The sequence below is a fragment of the Staphylococcus delphini genome (assembly GCF_900636325.1).
GTDB lineage: Bacteria > Bacillota > Bacilli > Staphylococcales > Staphylococcaceae > Staphylococcus > Staphylococcus delphini.
Genome location: NZ_LR134263.1, coordinates 1,499,513 through 1,522,380, shown reverse-complemented (window position 1 = coordinate 1,522,380; position 22,868 = coordinate 1,499,513). Strand labels below are relative to the sequence as shown.

Genomic DNA, 22,868 nt, shown 5'->3' with positions numbered 1-22,868 from the left:
CTCAAAGCATATTATACCATAATGATTTATTCGGGTAATAATAAAACAATGACGTGCGTGCCGACTTGAATCATAGTTAGCGTTGTTGTTGACCATTTTCTGCAAGGTGACGGAGTGATTTCACTTCATGCGGTGATAATACACGTCCTTCTCCAGCACCGAGCCCTTTCAATGTGAGCGGACCAAATGAAACGCGTGATAACTTTTGTACGCTAAAACCAAAATGTTCAAACATCCGACGCACTTGACGATTACGCCCTTCAGTAATGGTAATTTCAACAAGTGATGTATTTTTTTCTTTATTTTGCTTTTTCACTTTTACTTTTGCAGGTTGTGTGAGTCCATCTTCAAGTTGAATCCCTTTTTCAAGTTGTTTCACTTGTTCACGTAAAATATAACCTTCTATTTTCGCAACATACGTTTTTGGAATTTTATAACGTGGATGTGTCATTAAGTTGGTAAACTCACCATCATTTGTTAATAACAGCAATCCAGATGTGTCATAGTCTAAACGTCCCACTGGATAAATGCGTGTTTCTAAGTCATCAAAATAATCAGTAACGACTTTTCGACCGCGATCATCTGAAACGCTTGTAATCACTTGCGCAGGTTTATAGAACAGGATATAAAGTTTGTCTTCTTGCTCAAGTGGAATCCCTTCTACGGTCACTTCATCTGATGGACGTACTTTTGTCCCTAATTCAGTGACAGTTTTACCGTTGACCTGTACTTTACCTTCTTCAATTAATGTTTCTGCTTTACGTCGAGAGGTATAACCACTGTTCGCAATACGTTTTTGTAATCTTTCTAATTCTTGACTCATTTAAGAATCTCCTTTCTGATTCACCAGTTGGCTGAAAAACGATTCAATTTCCTCTTCTTCTTCATCTGTTGTTGGAAGTGCCTCAAGACTTTCCAAACCAAAGACATTTAAAAATAAATCTGTAGTAAAGAGCTGTTGTCCACGGGCTTCGGGATTGGTTTTAGGTTCAATCAATCCTTTAGCAATCAATGTTTTAACAGGACCGTCAGATTGAATCCCGCGTATCAATTCGATATCATTACGTGTCATCGGCTGATTATAGGCAATAATGGCTAACACTTCCATAGCAGCTTGTGACAATTTGGCAGAGGCTTTATTAATAATGAGTGATTCGATATATGGTTCTGCCTCTTTTTGGGTCGTTAAAACATAAGTTTGACCAAATTTTTGTATCATGAGCCCAGGTAACGCCAGTGTATCGATCGCATGGGTTAACGTCTCGTAATCCACGTCGAGTGATGCCATCAGTTGTGCTTCATCAATGCCATCTTCACCAACCGTATACAGTATCGCAGTTAGCGCTTCAGTAACTTTAAGCGTCATAATTTACTCCTTTTCTAATTTCAAAGTTGTGGAAAGCTTTCACTTGTTGCAATTGTATCATGCCTGTTTTTGACATTTCGAGTAAAGCTAGAAAATGTGTGACGACGTGTTCGATAGATTCATTAAATGTAAATAAATCAAAAAATGTTATTTGAGAAACTTTCTTTAATTTATCATAAATATATGTCGTTGATTGTTGGATCGTATACGTTTCTTTTCGAATATCCACAGTGGTCGGCTTCTTCAATGAGACACGCGTTTTCATCTTTTGATAAGCGACGATCAGTTTCGTTAAATCAATTGTCGTATCTTCGGGAAGGCGTTCAGAGTGTTCATAATGCGAAAGATCTGTCGGGGGTTTCGTGAAATAATGTTCACGTGCTTGACGTTTCTCTTCTAACATTTCTGAATAAGCTTTGTAATTTTGATATTCGATTAACTTTTCAACGAGTGCCTCACGGGGGTCTTCTTCTTCAACGAAATCAGATGACGTATCAGGCAACAACATTTTACTCTTAATCATCAGTAATTCTGAAGCCATCAATAAATATTCACTTGCAATATTGATCTCTAATTTTTTCATAGCGTGAACGTACTGCATATATTGTTCAGTTAATTCGCGCATAGGGATGTCATATATATCAATTTCAAATTCATTGATAAGATGCAATAATAAGTCTAAAGGCCCGTTAAAAGCATCCAGTTTCACTTCGTACATATCTGTACCTCATTTCATAACGCATGTAATGTGCATAATAACAAAAAATATTATAACATGTTTGATGTATAAAAATAAATTTTTGGAGTGAGCCATGTTGGAAAATGATTTAGTCCATTTTTACTATCAGTTTCATCATGAACAACATTATTTTCTCTGTCATGATATTTTAGAAGAAGCATGGAAAATGCAACACGCCTTTTCAAAACAAGATGCGGTCGTAAGTTTGATTTTGCTAGCGACAGGAAGTTATCATTATCGTCGTGGTAACTTTAAAGGTGCGCACAAAACATTTAACAAAGCTTATCAAATTATAGCAAATTATTCTGAAGAGACGATGGCCACTTTAGGACTTGCACGACAAGCCTATTTAAATATATTAACACAGTTGATACATGATACTGCACAAGAAATTCCGTTTTCACCCATTCAACTCCCCCTCACAACAACAATGATTGAAAAAGTTAAGACGCAGTTTCCGAATTTTCAAATGACTGATACTGTGGTAGAAACACCAGGGATCTTACATCATCATCAGCTGAGAGATAGAAGTGAGGTTATTGCAGCAAGAGAAGCGGCTTTAGAGGTAAGAAGGAAATAATTTCAAGCACTTCAATTATTTGAGGTTAAATCATGACCCTTCAAATTTGTAAAATGACGCTTCTATGTAACGTTGTGGCTGTCTTTAAGGGCTCGAATTTCTTCCTAGGGGGCTGATTCCTCGTAAGTCTCGGACAGTTTTTGTTATCTTTCGGGGTAACGTATTTCAAATGTTGTACTGCTGTTGAAATCATAATTGGAATGCACTGAAAGTTGTATATGTATGATTATGAGCGATTTTTAGCATTAAACATTAAAAAGGATGGGTGATGGGACATTAAGTTTCCTCAGCTTCTTTACTGTATTTTGTTGTGTGTACCAAGGGATGGGGCTTGAAAAAATTAAGCCTCAAGCTATACATAGATTGCATATTCATTAATGACTTTAAAACGGTCGGAAAATGAGCGTAAATGGGATAAAAATTGATGCTATTGTTTTCTTGATTTCATAAACTTGCCTTCAGTTCTGTGTATTTGATATAAGATTGCCCAGAAGGCTGAGACTCCTGAGGGATCAGCTGGTCCGGAAAATCCAATTCGGCTACCACCAAATGTACACTATAATCAAGCCGAATTTAGTTGTAGGGCCAGCCCCTAGGAACGCGAAGCCATGAAGGCAATCTAAAGCCACCAATCATAGGGAGGGCAAGTTTAACAAAAATATTGCATCAATAGCATCAAAAATTTTTAATGTCCTAGCTCCATCCATTTTACGCTCTTGGATGATAGTCTTGGTAAATTTTACGAATTTGATTTTTCGTAATATGTGTATACAGCTGTGTTGTGGATATATCAGAATGTCCTAACATATCTTGTACAGCACGTAAGTCGGCCCCATTTTCTAATAAATGTGTCGCAAATGAATGCCGTAATGTATGTGGGGTTAAACGCTTCATAATCCCTGCTTTGACACCCGTTTGCTTAATCATTTTCCAAACGCCTTGTCTGGAAAGTGGTTTGCCATGTAAATTTAAAAATAAAACATGTGTGACCGTATGCTTTAGTAACTGCGGTCTGATATTTTGAATATAGTGTGTTAAACAATCAATGACCGTTTCGCCTAATGGGACAATGCGTTCTTTACTCCCTTTACCGAACACTTTGACAAAGCCCATCATTAAATTGATATCCTCAACTTCAATATTGATTAGTTCAGAAACACGCATGCCTGTTGCATACAGTAGCTCGAGCATTGTTTTATCACGATAGCCGTTAACTTTCGATTCATCAGGCGCCATTAATAATTGATCAACTTCTGCAATGGATAATACATCTGGAAGTTTACGATCATATTTAGGTGTTTCGATAAGTACAGTGGGATCATGTGAGGTATAGTTTTCTCTCAAAGCAAACTGATGGAAACTCCGAATTGTAGATGTAAAGCGCGCAATGGTTTTTGCTGAGCGCCCCTCATCATGTAAAAAACCAAACCACTCTTGAATCATTTGGCGATCCACAAAGTTCAAATTCGCGACTTTATGCTCAGTCAAATAGTTCAAATAATGATTCAAATCACGGCGATAAGCTGCAATCGTATTGTTGGATAGCCCTTTTTCAATTTGAATAAATCTTAAATACTCATCTCGAACTTCTTCCATAGATTGCCTCCAATTCTGTTCAAGCACTGTACTTGATTATCATTTCGCACCCTTGCCTTCTTTTTGACAAGTTTCACAAATGCCATGAAATGTCAGACGATGGTCTAAAATTTTAAAGTTAAATTCATTTTCTACACGTTCTTCAACTTGTGGTAATAAATCTTCTTCAATTTCATCTACGCGACCACATTCCATACAAACTAAATGGTGATGGAAATGTTTTGAGCCTTCTTTACGTAAATCAAATCGAGAAACGCCATCGCCAAAACTCACTTTGTCGACAACTTTTAAATCTGCTAATAGTTCTAATGTACGGTAAACGGTTGCGAGCCCTATTTCTGGTGCTTTTTCTTTCACTTTTAAATACACATCTTCGGCACTTAAATGGTCAGCTTCATTTTCGATTAATACACGCACGGTTGCTTCACGTTGCGGTGTTAATTTGTAAGAAGACTGTTGCAACTGTTGCTTCACGCGATTCAGTCTTTCCTCCACGGAAGCCTCACTCCTCTACTGAAAATTATAATTATTACAATTAAATATGTTTTCTTGTTATAAATTACCAGTAATTGAGAAAAAAAGCAACCATTTTCGCTTCTTAATTAGAATGATTATAATGTAATAATAGATGTTGAAATGCGATGAATGTTTTCGCATCCTTAATCGTACGGGCTTCAATAGCTTTTTTCACATCTTCTAATGAATAAAGCACTTTCTCAACAAATTCATCTTCGTCTAAGTTAACTTCACCTTCAACCAAATTATCTGCAAAATAAACAGAAATTTTCTCATTTGAAAAACCAGGTGTGCCATAAACTTCACCAATTAAAGTGAGTTTCTTTGCTTTATAACCTGTTTCTTCTTCAAGTTCTCTCATCGCAGCTGATTCACGGTCTTCTCCGGGTTCAAGTTTGCCTGCAGGTATTTCTAACAACTCTTGTTCTAAAGCTTTACGGTATTGCTTCACTAAAATAACTTGTTGATCCGGTGTTAAAGCACAAATTGCGACTGCCCCATTATGCTTCACTACTTCGCGATATGCGGTTTCATTGTTGGGTAATGAAACTTTATGTTTTTCTACTTCAATGATCTTTCCTTTATAAATCGATTCTTTAGAAATGGTTTTTTCTTCAAAATGCATGGTGAGTCCTCTCCTTTTCAAATGTTCATACGGTTTGCTATCATGAATATACATCGATTTTATCGGAAGGAGTGGCATCATGCAAAAAAATGTTTTGAAAAGTGGTATTGAATTATCCGAACTCGGCCTTGGATGTATGAGTTTAGGTACTGAAGAAAAGAAAGCTGAAGAAATAATTGATGCAGCAGTGACAGCAGGGATTACATATTTTGATACAGCAGATATTTATGATCAAGGGGTCAATGAAAAAATCGTTGGTCGCACACTTAAAAAGTATCAAAACCGTGATGATATTGTGATTGGTACAAAGGTGGGTAATCACTTAAAGGAAAACGGTGAAACTTTTTGGGATCCTTCCAAACGTTACATTAAAGAAAATGTGAAAAATTCATTGCAACGGCTTGGGTTAGATACACTCGATTTATATATGTTGCACGGGGGTACGATTGACGACCCACTTGATGAGACCATTAGTGCGTTTGATGAATTGAAACAAGAAGGTGTCATTCGTGCGTACGGTCTTTCTTCAATTCGCCCTAATGTGATTCGTTATTATTTACAACATAGTCAAATCGAAACGCTCATGTCTCAATTCAATTTAATCGATAATAGACCCGTCGATTTATTGGATGAAGTTCATGACAAAGGTGTGAAATTGCTTGCACGTGGACCCGTATTCAAAGGTTTATTAACACCGAATGCTGAAAAAGTGTTAACAACAAAATTTGAGGAAGGCATTTTTGATTACGATTACCATGACCTCAAAGAAACGATAACGACTTTACAACAAATTGACCCGGAATTGACAGGTTTAGCATTCCATTATTTAAAATCATTTGATGTTTTAGGTTCTATCATTGTCGGTGCAAGTTCAGTGGAGCAGTTACAACAAAATGTGACGCACTACCATCAAGAAATTAACCTAGCACAATTAGAAGAAGCATCTGCTATCGTAAAGGCATTACACTATGCACAACATTGGGAAATGCCTAACAATTAGCGCTGCTTCCCTAAGAAAAAGGGTCGTCCTATTTTCTCAAAAAAGCGTGGTGCGAGTTGATAAAGTTTAAGTAAAAAATGCACGGACTGAGGCATATTCAGTTCTTGTTGACGATGTTGAATCGCGTGAATAATTTTTTCAGCAAGTTGTTCAGGGTTCAACATTATTTTTTTCATTTTACGTGCATAGCGACCAGACGGATCTGCTTTTGCGTGAAAAGGTGTTTCAATGGGGCCGACATTGACGTTGAGCACGTGCCATTGAGGTTGTTCGATACGTAAAGCGTTGAGTACATGATTAAGAGCTGCTTTACTTCCGCCGTAATGTGCTGCATATGGTTGTGTTGCTAATGCGGCTTGACTACTAATCCCAACAATAGAAGCATGCTTTGTTAAATAGGGTGCGCATTGATTGATTAACATTGAGAAGTGCACCACGTTTACTTGATACGTTTGTAAAATTTCAGCAGGTGTATGTGCTAGTAACCCTTTAAAATAGCCAAGACCAGCTGAATGTATCACGCCATCAAAACGTGTTTGATCATTAAAATGTCGAGTAATTTCAAGTACATCACTTTCTGTCGTCAAGTCACACTGAATCATTTGAACTTCTGTATTTGGAAATAATGATCGTGCTTTGTTTACATCACGTACCAATAGTGTAATAGAATAATGGGCAGATATGAGGGCTTGTGCGAGTGCATACCCTAAACCGCTCGTACCACCAGTAATTAAAAAATGACCTTGTTGCATTGTATCGCTCCCCTATCTGACTCTATAAAATGTGGTTATATGTTACTATAAGACAAGAAAATACTTTTAGGAAGTGATATTTCGTATGAAAATTGTATTTTATGGTGCTGGCAATATGGCACATGCGATTTTTACAGGTATTCTGAATTCAAAAGTCGTTCCAGCAGAAAACATTTATTTAACGAATCGTTCAAACGAAGACATGTTGAAAGAATATGAAGAAGATTTAGGTGTGCAATATAGTTATGACGATGCCGCCTTGTTAAAAGATGCTGACTATATCTTTTTAGGGTCGAAACCACATGACTTTGATCAATTGGCTGACAGAATTAAGCAACATGTGCAACCTAACAACCGATTTATATCGATTATGGCAGGGCTTCCCATTTCATACATCAAAGAAAAGCTCGACACGACGAATCCGATTGCACGCATTATGCCAAATACCAATGCACACGTCGGCCATTCTGTCACAGGTGTGAGTTTTTCTTCAAACTTTGGTGGCAAAGCGAAGGACGAAATTTTAGAAATTATTAACGCATTCGGTACGGCATTAGAAGTACAGGAAGATCATTTACACCAAGTGACAGCGATAACAGGAAGCGGTCCTGCATTTTTATACCATGTGTTCGAACAATATGTCATTGCAGGAACAAAATTAGGGCTCGAAAAAGCGCAAGTGGAAGAATCGATTCGCGAATTAATTATCGGCACAAGTAAAATGATTGAACGTTCCGATTTAAGTATGGAGCAATTAAGAAAAAACATTACTTCCAAAGGCGGTACCACACAAGCAGGTTTAAACGCTTTGTCTGAATATGACATCGAGGGCATATTTGAGGATTGTTTAAATGCTGCCGTGAATAGAAGTATTGAACTTTCAGCACAAGATGATGATTAAGCGGATAAAGTAACTTAGCTGTATTGAAGTAACGTAAATTCATAACTTAAAACTAGGAAAAGGCTGGGAAAACGTGATATTGTTCCCAACCTTTCTTTTTGTATAGCAATATGATGAAATTAAAACTGATAACTATCGAAATCCTCTACAAATTGGAAAGATAATGGTGAATGAGCTTTCAATTTCGCCTCGATTTTATCAATATCTTCTTTCGTATAACGACTACTTAAATGTGTGAGCAGTCCGTGTTTTACGTTAGCTTTTTCGATTAACGTGAGGACATCTTCAATATGGCTATGATGATGCGCATTGGCTAAAGTTTTATCGCCTTCTATGTAAGTTGACTCATGCACTAATACATCGGCATCTTGGGCCAACTCAAGCGCAAATTGACTCGGTTGTGTATCGCCAAAAATCGTCACAACTTGCCCTTTTTTATCTGGTCCTTTAAAGTCATTGGCGTCATAGATTTGACCTTCAAACTCAAAAGTATCTTGTGATTTCACTTTTTGATATTGTGGTCCTGGAGGCATACCAAGTGCTTGTAATTTTTGCACATCTAACTTGCCCGGAGTATCAGGCGCTTGAATACGATAGCCAAAACACGGGATACCATGATTCAGTGGTCGTGCATTGACCTCGAAACCATTAATAGACAAATTCATTTGATCTTCTATTTCAATAATATGTAAAGGATAATTGAGATGTGAATATGTGAGTGATAAATTGTATTCAACATAGTCTTTAATGCCTTTAGGTCCTATGACAGTCAATGGTTTGGAGTCGCCACCTTGAAATGAACGGCTTGTTAACACACCGGGTAAACCGAATACATGGTCGCCATGCATATGTGTAATAAAAATATGACTGACTTTTCCGAGTTTAATTGAATGGTGTAATATTTGGTGTTGTGTTGCTTCACCCACGTCAAATAACCAAACATCAGTCGCATACGGTTCCAGTTTGAGCGCAATCGACTGTGTATGGCGTTCTTTTGTAGGTAATCCTGCACTTGTACCGAAAAATGTAATTTCCATGCATCGTACCTCCTTTAGCGTTATATTATCATAAAACGACGAAGAATCGGCAAAATTTTAAGTGTAAAGCAGAATATATGACCGAGAATGCGATATGTTCTATAATAAACTCATCATTAATGTATGAACTAAAATGTAGAATTGGGGTTTTGAATCTTGAATAAGACAAATAATCATGTTCCAGCACTCATAACAATTTTTGGTGCCACTGGTGATTTAAGTCACCGTAAACTATTTCCATCACTTTTTCACTTGTATCAACAAGACAATTTAGATGAAAGAGTGGCAATTATTGGTATCGGAAGACGTGAATTAACTAATGATGATTTTAGAGCTCAAGTGAAATCGTCAATTCAAGAACACGTACAAGATACAAAACATCTAGACAAGTTTATGCAACATGTATTTTATCAACCACACGATGTCAGTGATGAGGAAAGCTACCAAAAATTACTAGAATTAAGCGAATCATTAGACCGTGAATTTTCATTAGAAGGCAACCGTGTCTTCTATTTAGCAATGGCACCTCGATTTTTCGGTGTCGTAACTGATTTCTTAAAATCTTCAGGTTTAACGCATACAAATGGCTTTAAACGTCTTGTTATCGAAAAACCATTCGGTAGTGATTTGAAATCAGCTGAAGAACTCAATGAACAAATCCGTCGTTCATTTAAAGAAGAAGAAATTTTCCGTATCGATCACTATTTAGGTAAAGATATGGTGCAAAATATTGAAGTATTACGTTTCAGTAACGCAATGTTCGAACCTTTATGGAACAATAAATACATTTCAAATATCCAAGTGACATCTTCAGAGGTGCTTGGTGTTGAAGACCGTGGTGGTTATTACGAAACGAGCGGGGCTTTAAAAGATATGGTACAAAACCATATGTTACAAATGGTTGCGTTATTAGCGATGGAGCCACCTATTAGTTTAAATAGTGATGATATCCGTGCTGAAAAAGTAAAAGTATTAAAATCATTACACGTGCTTCAACCAGATGAAGTGAGAAATCAATTTGTTCGTGGTCAATATGATCAAGGTTTCATCAATGGTCAAGAAGTAAAAGCTTACCGCGAAGAAGATAAAGTTGCTGCTGATTCGACTACCCCTACTTTCGTGTCAGGTAAAGTGGAAATCGACAACTTCAGATGGGCGGGTGTGCCATTCTACATTCGTACAGGTAAACGTATGAAACGTAAATCGATTCAAGTCGTTGTAGAATTTAAAGAAGTACCGATGAATTTATACTATCAAAAGGATAAACATTTAGATTCTAACTTACTTGTGATTAACATTCAACCTAACGAAGGTGTGTCGATTCACCTCAATGGTAAAAAATATGTTCAAGGTATCGAAACTGAACCTGTACAATTATCTTATGCGATGAGTGCGCAAGATAAAATGAACACAGTGGATGCCTACGAAAACTTACTTTACGATGTGTTAAAAGGTGACGCAACAAACTTTACACATTGGGAAGAATTAAAATCAACATGGAAGTTTGTGGATTCAATTCAACAAGCTTGGGATCATTTCGAACCAGAATTCCCTAACTATGAATCAGGTACAAATGGTCCATTAGACAGTGATTTATTATTGAGTCGTGACGGCTTTAAATGGTGGAACGATATTCAATAAAGACAAGCGCACATCTTCATTGATAAACATCAGCTAAGTGATTCACATTTTAGTGTCACTTAGCTGTTTTTTGTTATATAATAAATTATTGGATACATCATGAGAGAAAGAGACTTTGAGAGTTATAAGGAGTGAAAATTTTGGACGTCATTAAACATTTACAACGCGCAATGGTTTATATTGAAGACCATTTATTAGAACCATTTGACTTACAAACTTTAAGTGAATACGTTGAAATTTCTCCTTATCATTTAGAACAATCTTTTACGATGATTATTGGAAAGACGCCTCAAGAATATTGTCGCGCGCGTAGATTGACACTTGCGGCTAATGATTTAATCCACGGTGCGAATCGTTTGATTGATCTTGCAAAACGTTATCAGTATGCGGATGCGAATACATTTGCACACGACTTTAGTGATTATCATGGCGTGTCACCGTTGCAAGCAAAGCTGAAAAAAGAGCAACTTCAAATGCAAGAACGACTTTATTTAAAATTATCGACAACTTCGCAAAAGCCCTACCCTTATCGTTTAGAAACGTTAGGTGACTTTTCGTTAGTCGGTTGTTCTCGATTTGTCCCTTCAGCGGAATTAGAACATCATTTCATCATTCCGGATTTTCTTGAAGATTTAAAAATGGACGGCACGTTAAAAGATATCATGCGCTATAATGATATTGGACCGCATGAATTGTTTGTGGTCAGTTGTCCGCTTGAACAAGGGCTTGAAATCTTTGTCGGGGTCCCAAGTGAACGTTTTCCTGGTCATTTAGAAGATCGCTTTTTAGCAGGACGTCAATATGCCGTGTTTAATTTACAAGGTGAAATTGATTTTGTCACGAGTGAGGCTTGGCATTACATTGAAACGAGTTTACAACTGACTCTACCATTTGAACACGATGCCTTATATATCGAGATTTACCCACTCGACATTTCGTTTGAGGATCCATTTACAAAAGTACAATTATGTGTTCCTGTAAATATTGATGAAAATTAAGTTATAGAGCGAGCACAATCGTTAAAATGCATTATTTCAATGACGTGTGAGAAACGATTGTGCTTCTTTTGTGGTTAGTGAGATAGGAAAACAATTAATTCGCAAATATTTCTGAATATTCAATCTTCAACTTTGTTCCCATAACGTATATGATATGAATAAGGAATGAGGAGGTAATTTAAATGCAGAAGTCAGTTATTCTTATTTTGTTTAGTACCATTTCAACTGTGTTTTCAGGCATCTTTACTTTTGCATGCGGCTTTTATGTATTACAACTGACCGGTTCAGGCAGTCTATTTGGGACCTATTTATCGATTCTAGCCATTATTCAAGTATTGACGATGCCGATATTCGGAAATATAATTGATAGACATTCGAATAAAAAAATGCTGATTTTAGGGCAAATTTTAAGTGTCGTTACCCTATTCATTTTCTCAGTTGTGTATCATGAGGAAATTGTAAGTATTTTTGTCGTGATGATTGTTTTAGTATTTATCGATATGATTGTCAAAACAATTGTCTCATCAAACTTGCAATACATCACACAAGACTATTTTGAGAGAGTTGTGACCATCAGACAAACCATTCAATCTGCAACGATGATAGCAGTCCCTATTGTAGCAGGGTTTTTAGTAACCGTTGTCCATATTAATACTTTAGCGTTGTTGAATAGTTTCACTGAATTTGTTGGCTTGATTCTTATTTTCATGTTAAGTTTTAAACCTGCAAATGCATTAAGTAAAAGTAAAAAATTCACTGAAGGCATGGCAGAAAGTTTTAAATATGTCGTTAAAAATCGGAACTTGTCGACACTCTTTTTAACATCAAGCGTCATTAACTTTTTAGGACAATCTTTATCTGTTGGGCTTCCTATTATTATCGTGACGAAACTTGGCTATTCGTCAGCACATTTAGGGACGATGGAAAGTATTTTAGGGGCGACACTTTTATTAACATACCTTGCATTGAATTTCTTCAGCATGAAAAATAATTTGAAGAAAATGAATGTCATATCCATGCTCATTTTAATTGTGTCACTTTTCGTTATCGCATCATCAAACATTTTTGTAGCGATACCTTTTTGGGCATATATTGTGATGATCATTGGTATCGTATTGATTGGCATTGCTATTCCTATTGACAATGTTCCCTATCAAATTATGTTACACAATACGATAGATGAAGATTACAAATCACGCGTATTTGCTTTATTGCAAAGTTTTGCCACTGGACTCAATCCACTCGGGCTCATCTTCTTTGGATTTGTCATTCCGTACAGTTACGGACTGGTTTTTCTGATCAGTGGGATATGTATGATTTTTGTCATGTTATATTTTATTAAAAATTATCAAGAACAAGAGGTACAATCATAAATAGTAAAGGAGCTAGACATAAAAATTTTTGATGCTATTGATGCAATATTTTTGTTAAACTTGCCCTCCCTATGATTTGTGGCTTTAGATTGCCTTCATGGCTTCGCGTTCCTAGGGGCTGGCCCTACAACTAAATTCGGCTTGTTTATATTGTACATTTCGTGGTAGCCGAATTGGATTTTCCGGACCAGCTGATCCCTCAGGAGTCTCAGCCTTCTGGGCAATCTTATATCAAATATACAGAACTGAAGGCAAGTTTATGAAATCAAGAAAACAATAGCATCAATTTTTATCCCATTCACGCTCATTTTCCGACCGTTTTAAAGTCATTAATGAATATGCAATCTATGTATGGCTTGAGGCTTAATTTTTTCAAGCCTCATCACTTGGTATACACAACAAAATATAGTAAAGGAGCTGAGGAATCTTAATATCCCAGCTCCTTTCTCATTTGAGAAGGTCTTATTTAGTCCATTGTGTATGGAAAGTACCTTCTTTATCTTTTCGTTGGTAAGTGTGTGCACCGAAATAGTCACGTTGCGCTTGAATTAAGTTTGCTGGTAAGTTTTCTGTACGGTAGCTGTCATAGTAGTTGATACTTGCTGAGAAGCCAGGAAGTGCCACACCGTTTTGGATACCAGTAGCAACAACATCGCGAAGTGCAGATTGATATTCAGTCACGATATCTTTGAAGTAACCGTCTAATAAAAGGTTTTGTAAGTTGTTGTCGTTATCGTAAGCATCTTTAATTTTTTGTAAGAATTGCGCACGAATGATACAACCTTCTCTCCAAATCATCGCTAAGTCACCTAATTGAAGGTTCCATTCATTGATTTTACTTGCTGTTTTCATTTGATCGAAACCTTGCGCGTATGAACAAATTTTACTCATGTACAACGCACGACGAATTTTTTCAAGGAATTCTTCTTTGTTACCATCAAATGCAACAGAAGGTCCGTTTAATACTTTTGAAGCATTCACACGTTGATCTTTTAATGAAGAAATGAAACGTGCAAATACAGATTCAGTAATAATTGTTAATGGTGCACCTAATTCTAATGCGTTAATAGATGTCCATTTACCTGTCCCTTTTTGACCTGCTTTGTCCATGATTTTTTCTACAAGTGGTTCGCCATCTTCATCAAGTTTAGTGAAAATGTCACCTGTAATTTCGATAAGGTAACTTTCTAATTCTCCAGCATTCCATGATTTGAATGTTTCAGAGATTTCCTCATGTGACATGCCTAATAAATCTTTCATCATAATATAACTTTCTGCGATTAATTGCATATCAGCATATTCGATACCGTTGTGTACCATTTTGACATAGTGACCCGCACCATTTGGCCCAATGTAAGTGACACAAGGTTTACCGTCTTTCGCTTTAGCTGAGATAGATTCTAAGATATCTGACACTTTATGATAAGCAGCTTCTTGACCACCAGGCATTAATGAGGGACCTGTTAATGCACCAACTTCACCGCCAGAAACACCCATACCAATGAAGTTAACGCCACTTTCAGCCAACGCCTTATTACGACGAATCGTATCGAGGTAGTTTGTGTTACCACCGTCGATTAAAATATCGTCATCGTCTAATAAAGGTAATAAGCTGTCGATTGTTTTATCTGTCGCTTCTCCTGCTTTTACCATTAACAAAATTTTACGTGGTTTTTCTAAAGAATTTACAAACTCTTCTATTGAATAAGTCGGTACAATGTTTTTCCCTTTAGATTCTTCAACCATTAAATCTGTCTTATCTGCAGAACGGTTGTACACAGATACACTGTAACCTCTTGATTCAATATTCCAAGCTAGGTTTTTACCCATTACGGCTAAACCTACTACACCGATTTGTTGTGTCATTATACTTAACCTCTCTTATTATAAATTATGGACTTATTGTATCACATATTAGCGAATGAAGCCTTTTATTAGCTTACGCATTCATTTCAATAATTTTTAACACAAAATTTGTTAAATCATATAACGATTGTTTGGAGATGCGTTCATCTGTTGTATGAATTTTTTCGTAGCCCACGCCTAAAATCACAGTTGGAATACCAAGATGATTGATAATATTACCATCAGAACCGCCACCACCGACATCGGCTTGCATGTCAAAACCTAATGCCTTTGCAGCTTGTTCAGCGATTTGGTAGACACGTTCATTCGATTCAACACGAAAACCTGGATATGATAACTCAGTTTCTACTTCAGCATGACAGTGATGTTGTGCTGCCGCATCTTCAAATGTTTCTTTCATATGTTGGACTTGTGCATCGAGTTTATCTTTAGCATGTGAGCGTGCTTCTGCCCAAATGTTCACTAAATCTGTCACAACGTTAGTCGGTCCCCCACCTTGGAATTTACCGATATTAGCAGTCGTTTCATGATCGATTTGACCTAGTTTCATCTGACTAATCGCTTGAGCAGCAATATTAATCGCGCTAATCCCATCATTTGGTGTACTGGCGTGCGCTTTTTTACCATGAATTTTCGCGTTAACTTTCATTTGGTACGGTGCCCCAATCGTGATACTGCCGACAGGTACTGCTGAGTCAATCGCATAGCCGTAATCTGCATCTAAATCTTCTTTACGTAAAGCTTTTGCACCGACTAATCCAGACTCCTCGCCCACTGTAATAACGAATTGAATTTGACCATGGGGTAACTGTTGTTCACGAATGATATGAAGCACTTCAAAAATGACAGCTAATCCTGCTTTATCATCAGCACCGAGTACAGTTGTGCCATCTGAATAAATGAAACCATCTTCTTTAATGATCGGTTTTACCTTGCGACCCGGTTCCACAGTATCCATATGACTCGTGAAATAAATTTTATCTTTATTTTCTTGATTTGCAGGTAATGTACAAATGAGATTATTAGCTCCGAAACCTGTCGTTGCTTTCGCGTTATCTTCAACAACAGATAAGCCGAGCGATTCAAACTTTTCTTTCAATATTGGTTGAATGATGTCTTCATGTCCTGTTTCAGAATCGATTTGCACTAATTCTAAAAATGTTTCAATTAATCTGTCTTTGTTCAGCATACCGTCACCTTCCCTTATGTTCTATCCTCATTTTATCGAACTTTGGATAGATTGCAAAAAAGACATATCCATCATCATTTTTATAAGAACTTTTGGCTTTTATTTAAATGAATGATATAATTCAGTCATTGTACATGAGATTATTATAGGTTATTTGGAGGCATTTCATCGTGTTAAACAAGAAAATAAGAAAAGTGCTCATCATTGTGATGCTTGTTGCTATCGTACTTGCGTTGATTTTAACTGGTATCGCACCATTATTGAGCATGTAACAAAAAACAGGCAAGGATTGAAAATGTCCTCGCCTGTTTTTGTATACAATTAAATTTCATGATGCATTTTCAGTGAACCAAATTTTGCTTTAATCGTTAAATATTCCTCAGTATCATACAAAATTTGAATCATACTTGAACGTGTCAACAACTCATCATGTGTTTGAGGTAAAGGCAGTTGATCGATTTCAAGTCGAATTTGATATAACGTGTGTAAACGTAATGCAGTATAATTATTTTCATTGACATTTTCTGCCATTTCATGGAATAACTGCGCTACATGTGCACTCATGACATCATTTGCATTAATGTGTTTAATGTGATTTTTAATGCGCTTAAGTATTTCTAACTGATCTTCACGCATGTCAAAATAATGATAATAGCTATTTTCATTCCGTACAAAATGATTTTTAACATCTCTGAATGCAATCGATTTCGCCTCTTGAATCGTATGTGCCAATGAATTAAACGTCACATCAGGGCGGTTATTATGCATCGCACAGGCTGAACTAAATGTATGGAAAATGCTTTTGAATTGAAACTCAATTTCCTTTTTATATTTAGATAATTGATGATCTAAATTAGGCATAATAGTATTCATCGTAAACGCAATGGCTAACCCAACAATAATCAGCAATACTTCATTGACAACTAATGAAAAATCGATGACATCAGCATTGAAAAAGTGAAGTAAGATGACAATACTCGTTACGACACCTTCTTGCATATTAATCATCACAGTAACTGGAATGAAAAAGAGTACGATTAATCCTAGTACCCAGGCGTGTTGTCCTAATAGCGGAAAAATAGCCCAACCAAAACCGATAGCAATTAAACAGGATATAAAACGAGAAATAATCGCGTGAACAGAGTGTATTTTCGTATCTTTAATACATAATACAACCAAAATGGCACTAGAAGCGTAATTATCCAACCCTAGTAGTTGTGCGATGATTACACCTAGTGCCATGCCGACAGCGGTCTTTATCGTTCTCAATCCGATGCGATATGGATTTAAACGCAACATGATGAGCCCCTTACTTAGCGTCGCAATAACGGTCAAATAAAGCTTGAAGTTGCGTAATGACGTCCATTGTGTCGTGGCCTTCAATTTGGTGACGTTCAATCATTTCAGTAATTTTGCCGTCTTTCATGAGCGCAAATGAAGGGCTTGATGGTGCATAACCTTCAAAATAATCACGTGCACGTTGCGTCGCTTCCTTATCTTGACCCGCAAATACTGTCACAAGACGATCGGGTAATACATCATAGTGTAATGCGTGTGTCGCAGCTGGACGTGCAATCCCTCCTGCACAACCACATACTGAGTTGATCATGACTAAAGTTGTACCGTCTTGTTGAAACACACGGTCAACATCTTCCTCAGTTGCTAATTGTTCGTAACCCGCATGGTCCATCTCAGAACGGGCTTGTTTGACGATATTATTCATATATAAATCGAAGTTCATATCCATGTGAACATTCCTCCATCATAAGTATTTCAATTAATTACATTTTACTAAAGGTCATGCACAACTGCAATCATTCGGCAACATATGAATCAAAAAACAAACGTTTAGACCGTAGATTGCGTGGTGATTTTAATGTTAACGAAACAACCCGATCCACTAGAAAAGGCCAGGTAAATATCCCAGCCTCTCCTTCATTCATAGATTATTATCCACCCTATTTCATACAAATTAATAAACTTGTGTATGTTCAACGGTAAATGCTTCAATACGTTGTTTTACTTCATTTAAAAATTGACCGGCTTGTAAACCATCTAAAATACGGTGATCGAGTGATAAACATAAGTTCACCATAGAACGAATCGCAATCATGTCATCAATAACGACGGGTCTTTTAACAATAGATTCAACCTGTAAAATGGCTGCTTGCGGATGATTAATGATGCCCATAGAATGCACCGAACCAAAAGTCCCCGTATTATTTACAGTGAATGTACCGCCTTGCATATCTTCATAAGAAAGTTGATTTTGTCGTGCTTTTTGTGCGAGTTCATGAATATCTCGAGCAATACCTTTAATAGACTTTTCATCGGCATGACGAATGACTGGCACAAACAATTTATTTTCATGCGCAACAGCAATTGAAATATTGATGTCAGAATGTAAAACAATCTCATCTTCTTGCCATGTGCTGTTAAGTAATGGATATTTTTTAAGTGCTTCTGCTACAGCTTTAATGAAAAATGCAAAGAATGTTAAATTATATCCTTCTTGCGCTTTAAATTGATTTTTGTAATGCGCGCGCGTTTTTGTTAATTCTGTAGCATCTACTTCTACAGCCATCCAAGCGTGCGGAATTTCGTGCACACTTTGTACAATTTTGTTCGCAATTTGACGGCGCACACCATTGACTGGAATCACGGTATCACGATCGCTTGTTGTTGATGTTCGGTGATTTTGGTTTGCTACAGGCGGCGTTGGTGCAGTGCGCTCTACTGTTTCTTGAGGTGCAGCATTTTCTTTCGGCGTAGAAGTACCAAGTTCAATCGCACGTTCAATATCTTTTTTAGTCACACGTCCTTCAAAACCTGTACCTGTTACTGTTGATAAATCAATATTGTTTTCGGAAGCCAATCTAAATACAACAGGTGAAAAACGACCATTATTTTTAGGTTGGTTCGCTGTTGTTTGGGCTGTTGAAGGTGATGCTGGTTGTTCATTTGATTGTTCTGTAGTTGCCGTGTCAGCTTCTGGCGCTACATTTTCAGTTGTTTCGTCTGTAGCACCTTCAACTTCCATTTCACAAATGACAGAACCGACTTCAACTGTGTCGCCAGCAACGGCAATAATTTTTTTAATCGTTCCTGCGTAGGATGAGGGCACTTCAGCTGTCACTTTATCCGTAATCACTTCGCACAATGGGTCATATTCTTCAACACGGTCGCCTTCTTGAACGAGCCACTGCTCAATTGTACCTTCATGCACACTTTCCCCTAGTTTAGGCATTTTGATTTCCATGAGTGAACCTCCTTAAAATTGCGCTAATTCACGCATTTTATTTTTAATTTTATCTGGGTTAATCATAAATTCATCTTCTAACGGTGGTGAAAATGGCATCGCTGGCACATCTGGACCCGCCAATCGCATCACGGGTGCATCTAAATCAAATAAACAATTTTCTGCAATAATCGCGGCAACTTCTGACATGACACTACCTTCTTTATTGTCTTCAGTGACTAACAAACATTTACCTGTCTTTTTCGCGCATTCAATAATCGTTTGTTGATCGAGCGGATACACTGTACGCAAGTCAACCACTTCGACGTCGATGTCTTCACCTTTTAATAAATCTGCTGCTTGAAGACAATAGTTCACTGCTAGACCATATGAAAATACTGTGATATCGCTACCTTCTCGTTTGACATCTGCTTTACCAAGCGGCACAGTGTAATATCCTTCTGGCACTTCTTCTTTGAGTAAGCGATATGCCTTTTTATGCTCGAAGAAAAGCACGGGGTCATTCGATGCAATAGAGGCTAACAGTAGGCCTTTTGCATCATATGGTGTGGATGGAATGACGACAGTTAAACCTGGTGTAGATGCAAAGACACTTTCGATACTTTGTGAATGATAAAGTGCGCCATGAATCCCCCCGCCGAATGGTGCACGAATCGTTAATGGTACCTGCCAATCATTGTTAGAACGATAGCGCATTTTAGCAGCTTCACTCATAATTTGGTTGGTCGCCGGTAAAATATATTCCGCAAATTGTATTTCAGCAATAGGACGTTTCCCCATCATCGCTGCACCAATGGCAGAACCGACAATGTTGGATTCAGCAAGCGGTGTATCTAAAACACGATAAACGCCATATTTTTCTTGTAATCCAGCTGTTACCCCAAAAACGCCACCTTTTTTACCTACATCTTCACCAAGAATCATCGTTTGATCGTCTTTTTCTAATGCGACATCAAGTGCTTGTCTAATCGCTTCAAGATATGAAATTTTAGCCATGTTGACGTCCTCCTTCTTCGTAGACATGTAAGTATGTTTCAGATGGATCTGGGTATGGTGCGGCCTCGGCTTCTTTTGTCGCTTGATGTACCCACTGTTGATTTTCTTTTTCAATCGATTCAAACCACGCTTCATCAACTAAAGATTGATCGATTAAATATTGTTTGAATTTAAGGTTACAATCATTTTCTTTATCCGCATTTTTTTCTTCAACTGTGCGGTAACGGTCATCATCATCTGAAGAATGTGCTGTTAATCTTGTACACATAGCTTCGATTAATGAGGCGCCTTCACCGTTTACTGCGCGTTCTCGGGCTTTTTTAATCGCACCATAGACAGCAATTGGATCATTACCATCGATCGTCTCACCGAACATGCCATAACCTTTCGCACGATCTGATAAATGTTCGGCACCATATTGGAATTCTTTGGATACAGAAATCGCATATTTGTTATTTTCAATTAAGCAAATAAAGGGTAAGTTATGGACGCCAGCAAAATTCAATCCTTCATGAAAATCACCTTGGTTTGAACTCCCTTCACCTAGCGTCGTTAATGCGATTTGAGATTTACCATCCATTTTAAATGTTAATGCTGCACCGACTGCATGGAGGATTTGTGTCGCGACTGAAGAACCTTGTGACATAATACCGACTTCTTTTTTACTAAAGTGAGATGGCATTTGTTTACCTCCAGAACTGATGTCATCACGTTTACCAAATGCGGATAACATCGTTTCTAAAGGTGTCATTCCTAAATAAGTAACTAGTGCTAAATCACGATAATACGGCGATGTAATATCTCCTTTTTGTAATGCATAAGCCGTGCCGATTTGTGTGGCTTCTTGACCTTGGCAACTGATAACAAACGGAATCTTTCCAGCACGGTTTAAGAGCCACATTCTTTCATCTAACTTACGGCCTAAATCCATAGCACGGTACATGTTTTTCAAATCTTCAACTTCAAGGCCAACACTTTGATAATCTTTCATATCTATTTTCCTCCTTCTTATCTATATGTGAATAGATTGATGATTAGATTTTAATCCTAATTCCATGAGTAATTCTGAAATGGACGGATGTGCGTGTGTTGAAAGTCCTAATTCAAGTGCAGAACCATTCATAAATTGTAAAACGCTTAATTCGTTGATGAGCTCTGTGACATGAGGACCAATTAAAGATGCACCGATCAAACTACCAGATGCTTGATCAAACAATAATTCAGCAAAGCCTTCAGGTGTTGATGAAGCTGTAATTGTTGCTTTACCATTTGCTTTAAACGGTGCTTTCATAACTTCAAATTTAAGACCGCGTTGTTTTGCCGTTTCTTGATTGACACCGATAGACGCAATTTCAGGTGATGTATAAACACATCTTGGCATCGAATCATAATCAACGGGCAGTGGATTTTCGTTAAACATATGTTCAACGGCAATCACACCTTCTCTAGCTCCGACATGTGCAAGTTGTAGATGGCCGATTACATCTCCAGCAGCATAAATATGTGTATCAGCCGTTTGCATAAATTCATTCGTTTCAATCATTTGTTTGTCATTTAATACAACTTTCGTATTGTCTAAACCTAAATCAGACGTATTCACTTGTCGACCAATGGCAACGAGCACTTTTTCAGTGGAGAATGGCATTTCAAGATTGAAGGTTACTTCCTCATCGCTTTGTTGGATGTCGTCTGCTTTAAGCGCTGTATTGATATGGAAGTTGACACCTTTCTCTTCCAATTGTTTTTGAATTAATTGGCTGATTTGTGCACTTTCTGTCGGTAAAATTCGTGGCCCAGCTTCGATAATATGTACCGTGACACCTACACTACTAAAGAAAGACGCAAATTCTAAGCCGATGACACCGCCACCAATAATTGTGATGGATTGTGGTAAAGTTTCAAGTGTCATCATATCATTACTACTATAGATTTGTTGTTGATCAAACGGTAAAAACGGCAGTGCCATAGGTTTGGATCCTGTCGCAATTAACACATAGTCATTCGGTAATAGTTCAGATGTGCCGTCTTCATACTCTACAGATACTGTGCCACTTTGAGGTGTGAAAATTGAAGCACCCATTAAGCGACCAACGCCATGAAATACATCGATTTTATGACGCTTCATTAGCCCTTGGACCCCTTGATACATCGTGTCGACAATGCGATTTTTACGTTCCATCACTTTTGCGAAATTAAGCGTCGGTGGTTCAGCGGTCACACCAAAGTCATCAGCATGTTGTATGTATTGGAACACTTCCGCTGATTTGAGAAAAGATTTTGTTGGGATACAGCCTTGATGCAGACATGTTCCACCCATTTTTGATTTTTCAACTATAGCAACAGATTTTCCAAGTTGACTCGCGCGAATTGCAGCAGAATATCCTGCAATACCACCGCCAAGGATAACGATATCGTATTTTTCTTTTGTCATATG

General features: G+C 37.4%; 23 protein-coding genes. 7 read left to right on the top strand and 16 right to left on the bottom strand.

Going from position 1 to position 22,868, the window contains the following annotated elements; translation table 11 throughout:
* Positions 1-76: 76 nt before the first annotated feature.
* The 3 genes from EL101_RS07280 to EL101_RS07270 are packed head-to-tail and all read right to left on the bottom strand — an operon-like array spanning position 77 to position 2,084.
* Positions 77-823 (bottom strand): pseudouridine synthase, encoded by a 747-nt coding sequence (locus tag EL101_RS07280; protein WP_096541011.1) that lies wholly within the window; start codon positions 821-823, stop codon positions 77-79.
* A complete protein-coding gene (gene scpB / locus EL101_RS07275; RefSeq protein WP_096541008.1) occupies positions 824-1,366 on the bottom strand; it encodes an SMC-Scp complex subunit ScpB in 543 nt (180 codons plus the stop codon).
* Positions 1,356-2,084 carry a segregation and condensation protein A gene (locus EL101_RS07270; protein ID WP_096541005.1) on the bottom strand — a complete coding sequence of 243 codons (729 nt, stop codon included), beginning with the start codon at positions 2,082-2,084 and terminating at the stop codon, positions 1,356-1,358. Before EL101_RS07270 ends, scpB begins: the two co-directional genes overlap by 11 nt.
* Before the next feature lie 94 nt (positions 2,085-2,178).
* Between EL101_RS07270 and EL101_RS07265 the strand changes: the two genes are divergently transcribed.
* Positions 2,179-2,685 carry a DUF309 domain-containing protein gene (locus EL101_RS07265; RefSeq protein WP_096596243.1) on the top strand — a complete coding sequence of 169 codons (507 nt, stop codon included), beginning with the start codon at positions 2,179-2,181 and terminating at the stop codon, positions 2,683-2,685.
* Positions 2,686-3,393: 708 nt separating this feature from the next.
* Here the strand turns inward: EL101_RS07265 and xerD are convergent.
* The 3 genes from xerD to EL101_RS07250 all read right to left on the bottom strand — a co-directional run bounded on the left by xerD (position 3,394) and on the right by EL101_RS07250 (position 5,422).
* Complete coding sequence (xerD, locus tag EL101_RS07260; RefSeq protein WP_096596930.1) at positions 3,394-4,281, bottom strand: site-specific tyrosine recombinase XerD; 888 nt, start codon at positions 4,279-4,281, stop codon at positions 3,394-3,396.
* A 39-nt stretch (positions 4,282-4,320) separates the two neighbouring features.
* Entirely contained in the window at positions 4,321-4,776 is a 456-nt protein-coding gene (gene fur / locus EL101_RS07255) for a ferric iron uptake transcriptional regulator (RefSeq protein ID WP_096540997.1), read from the bottom strand.
* 103 nt (positions 4,777-4,879) lie between these two features.
* Positions 4,880-5,422, bottom strand: coding sequence for an NUDIX hydrolase (locus EL101_RS07250; protein ID WP_096596932.1), 543 nt, complete (start codon positions 5,420-5,422; stop codon positions 4,880-4,882).
* Positions 5,423-5,501: 79 nt separating this feature from the next.
* Between EL101_RS07250 and EL101_RS07245 the strand changes: the two genes are divergently transcribed.
* Positions 5,502-6,422 (top strand): aldo/keto reductase, encoded by a 921-nt coding sequence (locus tag EL101_RS07245; RefSeq protein ID WP_096596934.1) that lies wholly within the window; start codon positions 5,502-5,504, stop codon positions 6,420-6,422.
* Here EL101_RS07245 and EL101_RS07240 read toward each other — a convergent pair.
* Positions 6,419-7,174, bottom strand: coding sequence for an SDR family NAD(P)-dependent oxidoreductase (locus EL101_RS07240; RefSeq protein WP_096596937.1), 756 nt, complete (start codon positions 7,172-7,174; stop codon positions 6,419-6,421). The genes EL101_RS07245 and EL101_RS07240 overlap by 4 nt on opposite strands.
* Before the next feature lie 85 nt (positions 7,175-7,259).
* Here EL101_RS07240 and proC point away from each other — a divergent pair, with 85 nt between their 5' ends.
* A complete protein-coding gene (gene proC, locus EL101_RS07235) occupies positions 7,260-8,075 on the top strand; it encodes a pyrroline-5-carboxylate reductase (protein WP_096540985.1) in 816 nt (271 codons plus the stop codon).
* Positions 8,076-8,194: 119 nt separating this feature from the next.
* On the opposite strand, the gene rnz is transcribed toward proC, so the two are convergent.
* Positions 8,195-9,112: a ribonuclease Z gene (gene rnz / locus EL101_RS07230; RefSeq protein ID WP_096596939.1), complete on the bottom strand. Its 918-nt coding sequence runs from the start codon at positions 9,110-9,112 to the stop codon at positions 8,195-8,197.
* A 156-nt stretch (positions 9,113-9,268) separates the two neighbouring features.
* Between rnz and zwf the strand changes: the two genes are divergently transcribed.
* The 3 genes from zwf (at position 9,269) to EL101_RS07215 (ending at position 13,124) form a co-directional block, all read left to right on the top strand.
* Positions 9,269-10,753 (top strand): glucose-6-phosphate dehydrogenase, encoded by a 1,485-nt coding sequence (zwf, locus tag EL101_RS07225; RefSeq protein WP_096596941.1) that lies wholly within the window; start codon positions 9,269-9,271, stop codon positions 10,751-10,753.
* 140 nt (positions 10,754-10,893) lie between these two features.
* A complete protein-coding gene (locus EL101_RS07220) occupies positions 10,894-11,751 on the top strand; it encodes an AraC family transcriptional regulator (RefSeq protein WP_096596944.1) in 858 nt (285 codons plus the stop codon).
* A 182-nt stretch (positions 11,752-11,933) separates the two neighbouring features.
* Positions 11,934-13,124 (top strand): MFS transporter, encoded by a 1,191-nt coding sequence (locus tag EL101_RS07215; RefSeq protein ID WP_096596946.1) that lies wholly within the window; start codon positions 11,934-11,936, stop codon positions 13,122-13,124.
* A gap of 462 nt (positions 13,125-13,586) precedes the next feature.
* Here EL101_RS07215 and gndA read toward each other — a convergent pair whose 3' ends face one another.
* Complete coding sequence (gndA, locus tag EL101_RS07210) at positions 13,587-14,990, bottom strand: NADP-dependent phosphogluconate dehydrogenase (RefSeq protein ID WP_096596948.1); 1,404 nt, start codon at positions 14,988-14,990, stop codon at positions 13,587-13,589.
* Between the two features lie 73 nt (positions 14,991-15,063).
* Positions 15,064-16,179, bottom strand: coding sequence for a tripeptidase T (locus tag EL101_RS07205; protein WP_096596950.1), 1,116 nt, complete (start codon positions 16,177-16,179; stop codon positions 15,064-15,066).
* A 170-nt stretch (positions 16,180-16,349) separates the two neighbouring features.
* Here EL101_RS07205 and prli42 point away from each other — a divergent pair, with 170 nt between their 5' ends.
* The gene (prli42, locus tag EL101_RS13270) at positions 16,350-16,451 is read left to right on the top strand and encodes a stressosome-associated protein Prli42 (protein WP_019165260.1); all 102 of its coding nucleotides are present in this window, start codon (positions 16,350-16,352) and stop codon (positions 16,449-16,451) included.
* Positions 16,452-16,500: 49 nt separating this feature from the next.
* Here the strand turns inward: prli42 and EL101_RS07200 are convergent, their stop codons facing one another.
* From EL101_RS07200 to lpdA, 6 genes are all read right to left on the bottom strand, one after another.
* Entirely contained in the window at positions 16,501-17,478 is a 978-nt protein-coding gene (locus EL101_RS07200; protein WP_096596952.1) for an aromatic acid exporter family protein, read from the bottom strand.
* Between the two features lie 10 nt (positions 17,479-17,488).
* Positions 17,489-17,926, bottom strand: coding sequence for a bacilliredoxin BrxB (brxB, locus tag EL101_RS07195; protein WP_096554685.1), 438 nt, complete (start codon positions 17,924-17,926; stop codon positions 17,489-17,491).
* Between the two features lie 225 nt (positions 17,927-18,151).
* Complete coding sequence (locus tag EL101_RS07190; protein WP_096596954.1) at positions 18,152-19,438, bottom strand: dihydrolipoamide acetyltransferase family protein; 1,287 nt, start codon at positions 19,436-19,438, stop codon at positions 18,152-18,154.
* Positions 19,439-19,450: 12 nt separating this feature from the next.
* Complete coding sequence (locus EL101_RS07185; RefSeq protein WP_096541379.1) at positions 19,451-20,434, bottom strand: alpha-ketoacid dehydrogenase subunit beta; 984 nt, start codon at positions 20,432-20,434, stop codon at positions 19,451-19,453.
* The gene (locus EL101_RS07180; RefSeq protein WP_096541382.1) at positions 20,427-21,425 is read right to left on the bottom strand and encodes a thiamine pyrophosphate-dependent dehydrogenase E1 component subunit alpha; all 999 of its coding nucleotides are present in this window, start codon (positions 21,423-21,425) and stop codon (positions 20,427-20,429) included. Before EL101_RS07180 ends, EL101_RS07185 begins: the two co-directional genes overlap by 8 nt.
* Before the next feature lie 21 nt (positions 21,426-21,446).
* A complete protein-coding gene (gene lpdA / locus EL101_RS07175; protein ID WP_096596956.1) occupies positions 21,447-22,865 on the bottom strand; it encodes a dihydrolipoyl dehydrogenase in 1,419 nt (472 codons plus the stop codon).
* Positions 22,866-22,868 lie beyond the last annotated feature (3 nt).

Excerpts from the sequence above, each read along its gene's own strand:
- EL101_RS07280 (WP_096541011.1), bottom strand. The coding sequence starts at position 823 with ATGAGTCAAGAATTAGAAAGATTACAAAAACGTATTGCGAACAGTGGT.
- scpB (WP_096541008.1), bottom strand. The coding sequence starts at position 1,366 with ATGACGCTTAAAGTTACTGAAGCGCTAACTGCGATACTGTATACGGTT.
- EL101_RS07270 (WP_096541005.1), bottom strand. The coding sequence starts at position 2,084 with ATGTACGAAGTGAAACTGGATGCTTTTAACGGGCCTTTAGACTTATTA.
- EL101_RS07265 (WP_096596243.1), top strand. The coding sequence starts at position 2,179 with ATGTTGGAAAATGATTTAGTCCATTTTTACTATCAGTTTCATCATGAA.
- xerD (WP_096596930.1), bottom strand. The coding sequence starts at position 4,281 with ATGGAAGAAGTTCGAGATGAGTATTTAAGATTTATTCAAATTGAAAAA.
- EL101_RS07250 (WP_096596932.1), bottom strand. The coding sequence starts at position 5,422 with ATGCATTTTGAAGAAAAAACCATTTCTAAAGAATCGATTTATAAAGGA.
- EL101_RS07245 (WP_096596934.1), top strand. The coding sequence starts at position 5,502 with ATGCAAAAAAATGTTTTGAAAAGTGGTATTGAATTATCCGAACTCGGC.
- EL101_RS07240 (WP_096596937.1), bottom strand. The coding sequence starts at position 7,174 with ATGCAACAAGGTCATTTTTTAATTACTGGTGGTACGAGCGGTTTAGGG.
- proC (WP_096540985.1), top strand. The coding sequence starts at position 7,260 with ATGAAAATTGTATTTTATGGTGCTGGCAATATGGCACATGCGATTTTT.
- rnz (WP_096596939.1), bottom strand. The coding sequence starts at position 9,112 with ATGGAAATTACATTTTTCGGTACAAGTGCAGGATTACCTACAAAAGAA.
- EL101_RS07215 (WP_096596946.1), top strand. The coding sequence starts at position 11,934 with ATGCAGAAGTCAGTTATTCTTATTTTGTTTAGTACCATTTCAACTGTG.
- gndA (WP_096596948.1), bottom strand. The coding sequence starts at position 14,990 with ATGACACAACAAATCGGTGTAGTAGGTTTAGCCGTAATGGGTAAAAAC.
- EL101_RS07205 (WP_096596950.1), bottom strand. The coding sequence starts at position 16,179 with ATGCTGAACAAAGACAGATTAATTGAAACATTTTTAGAATTAGTGCAA.
- EL101_RS07200 (WP_096596952.1), bottom strand. The coding sequence starts at position 17,478 with ATGTTGCGTTTAAATCCATATCGCATCGGATTGAGAACGATAAAGACC.
- brxB (WP_096554685.1), bottom strand. The coding sequence starts at position 17,926 with ATGGATATGAACTTCGATTTATATATGAATAATATCGTCAAACAAGCC.
- EL101_RS07190 (WP_096596954.1), bottom strand. The coding sequence starts at position 19,438 with ATGGAAATCAAAATGCCTAAACTAGGGGAAAGTGTGCATGAAGGTACA.
- EL101_RS07185 (WP_096541379.1), bottom strand. The coding sequence starts at position 20,434 with ATGGCTAAAATTTCATATCTTGAAGCGATTAGACAAGCACTTGATGTC.
- EL101_RS07180 (WP_096541382.1), bottom strand. The coding sequence starts at position 21,425 with ATGAAAGATTATCAAAGTGTTGGCCTTGAAGTTGAAGATTTGAAAAAC.
- lpdA (WP_096596956.1), bottom strand. The coding sequence starts at position 22,865 with ATGACAAAAGAAAAATACGATATCGTTATCCTTGGCGGTGGTATTGCA.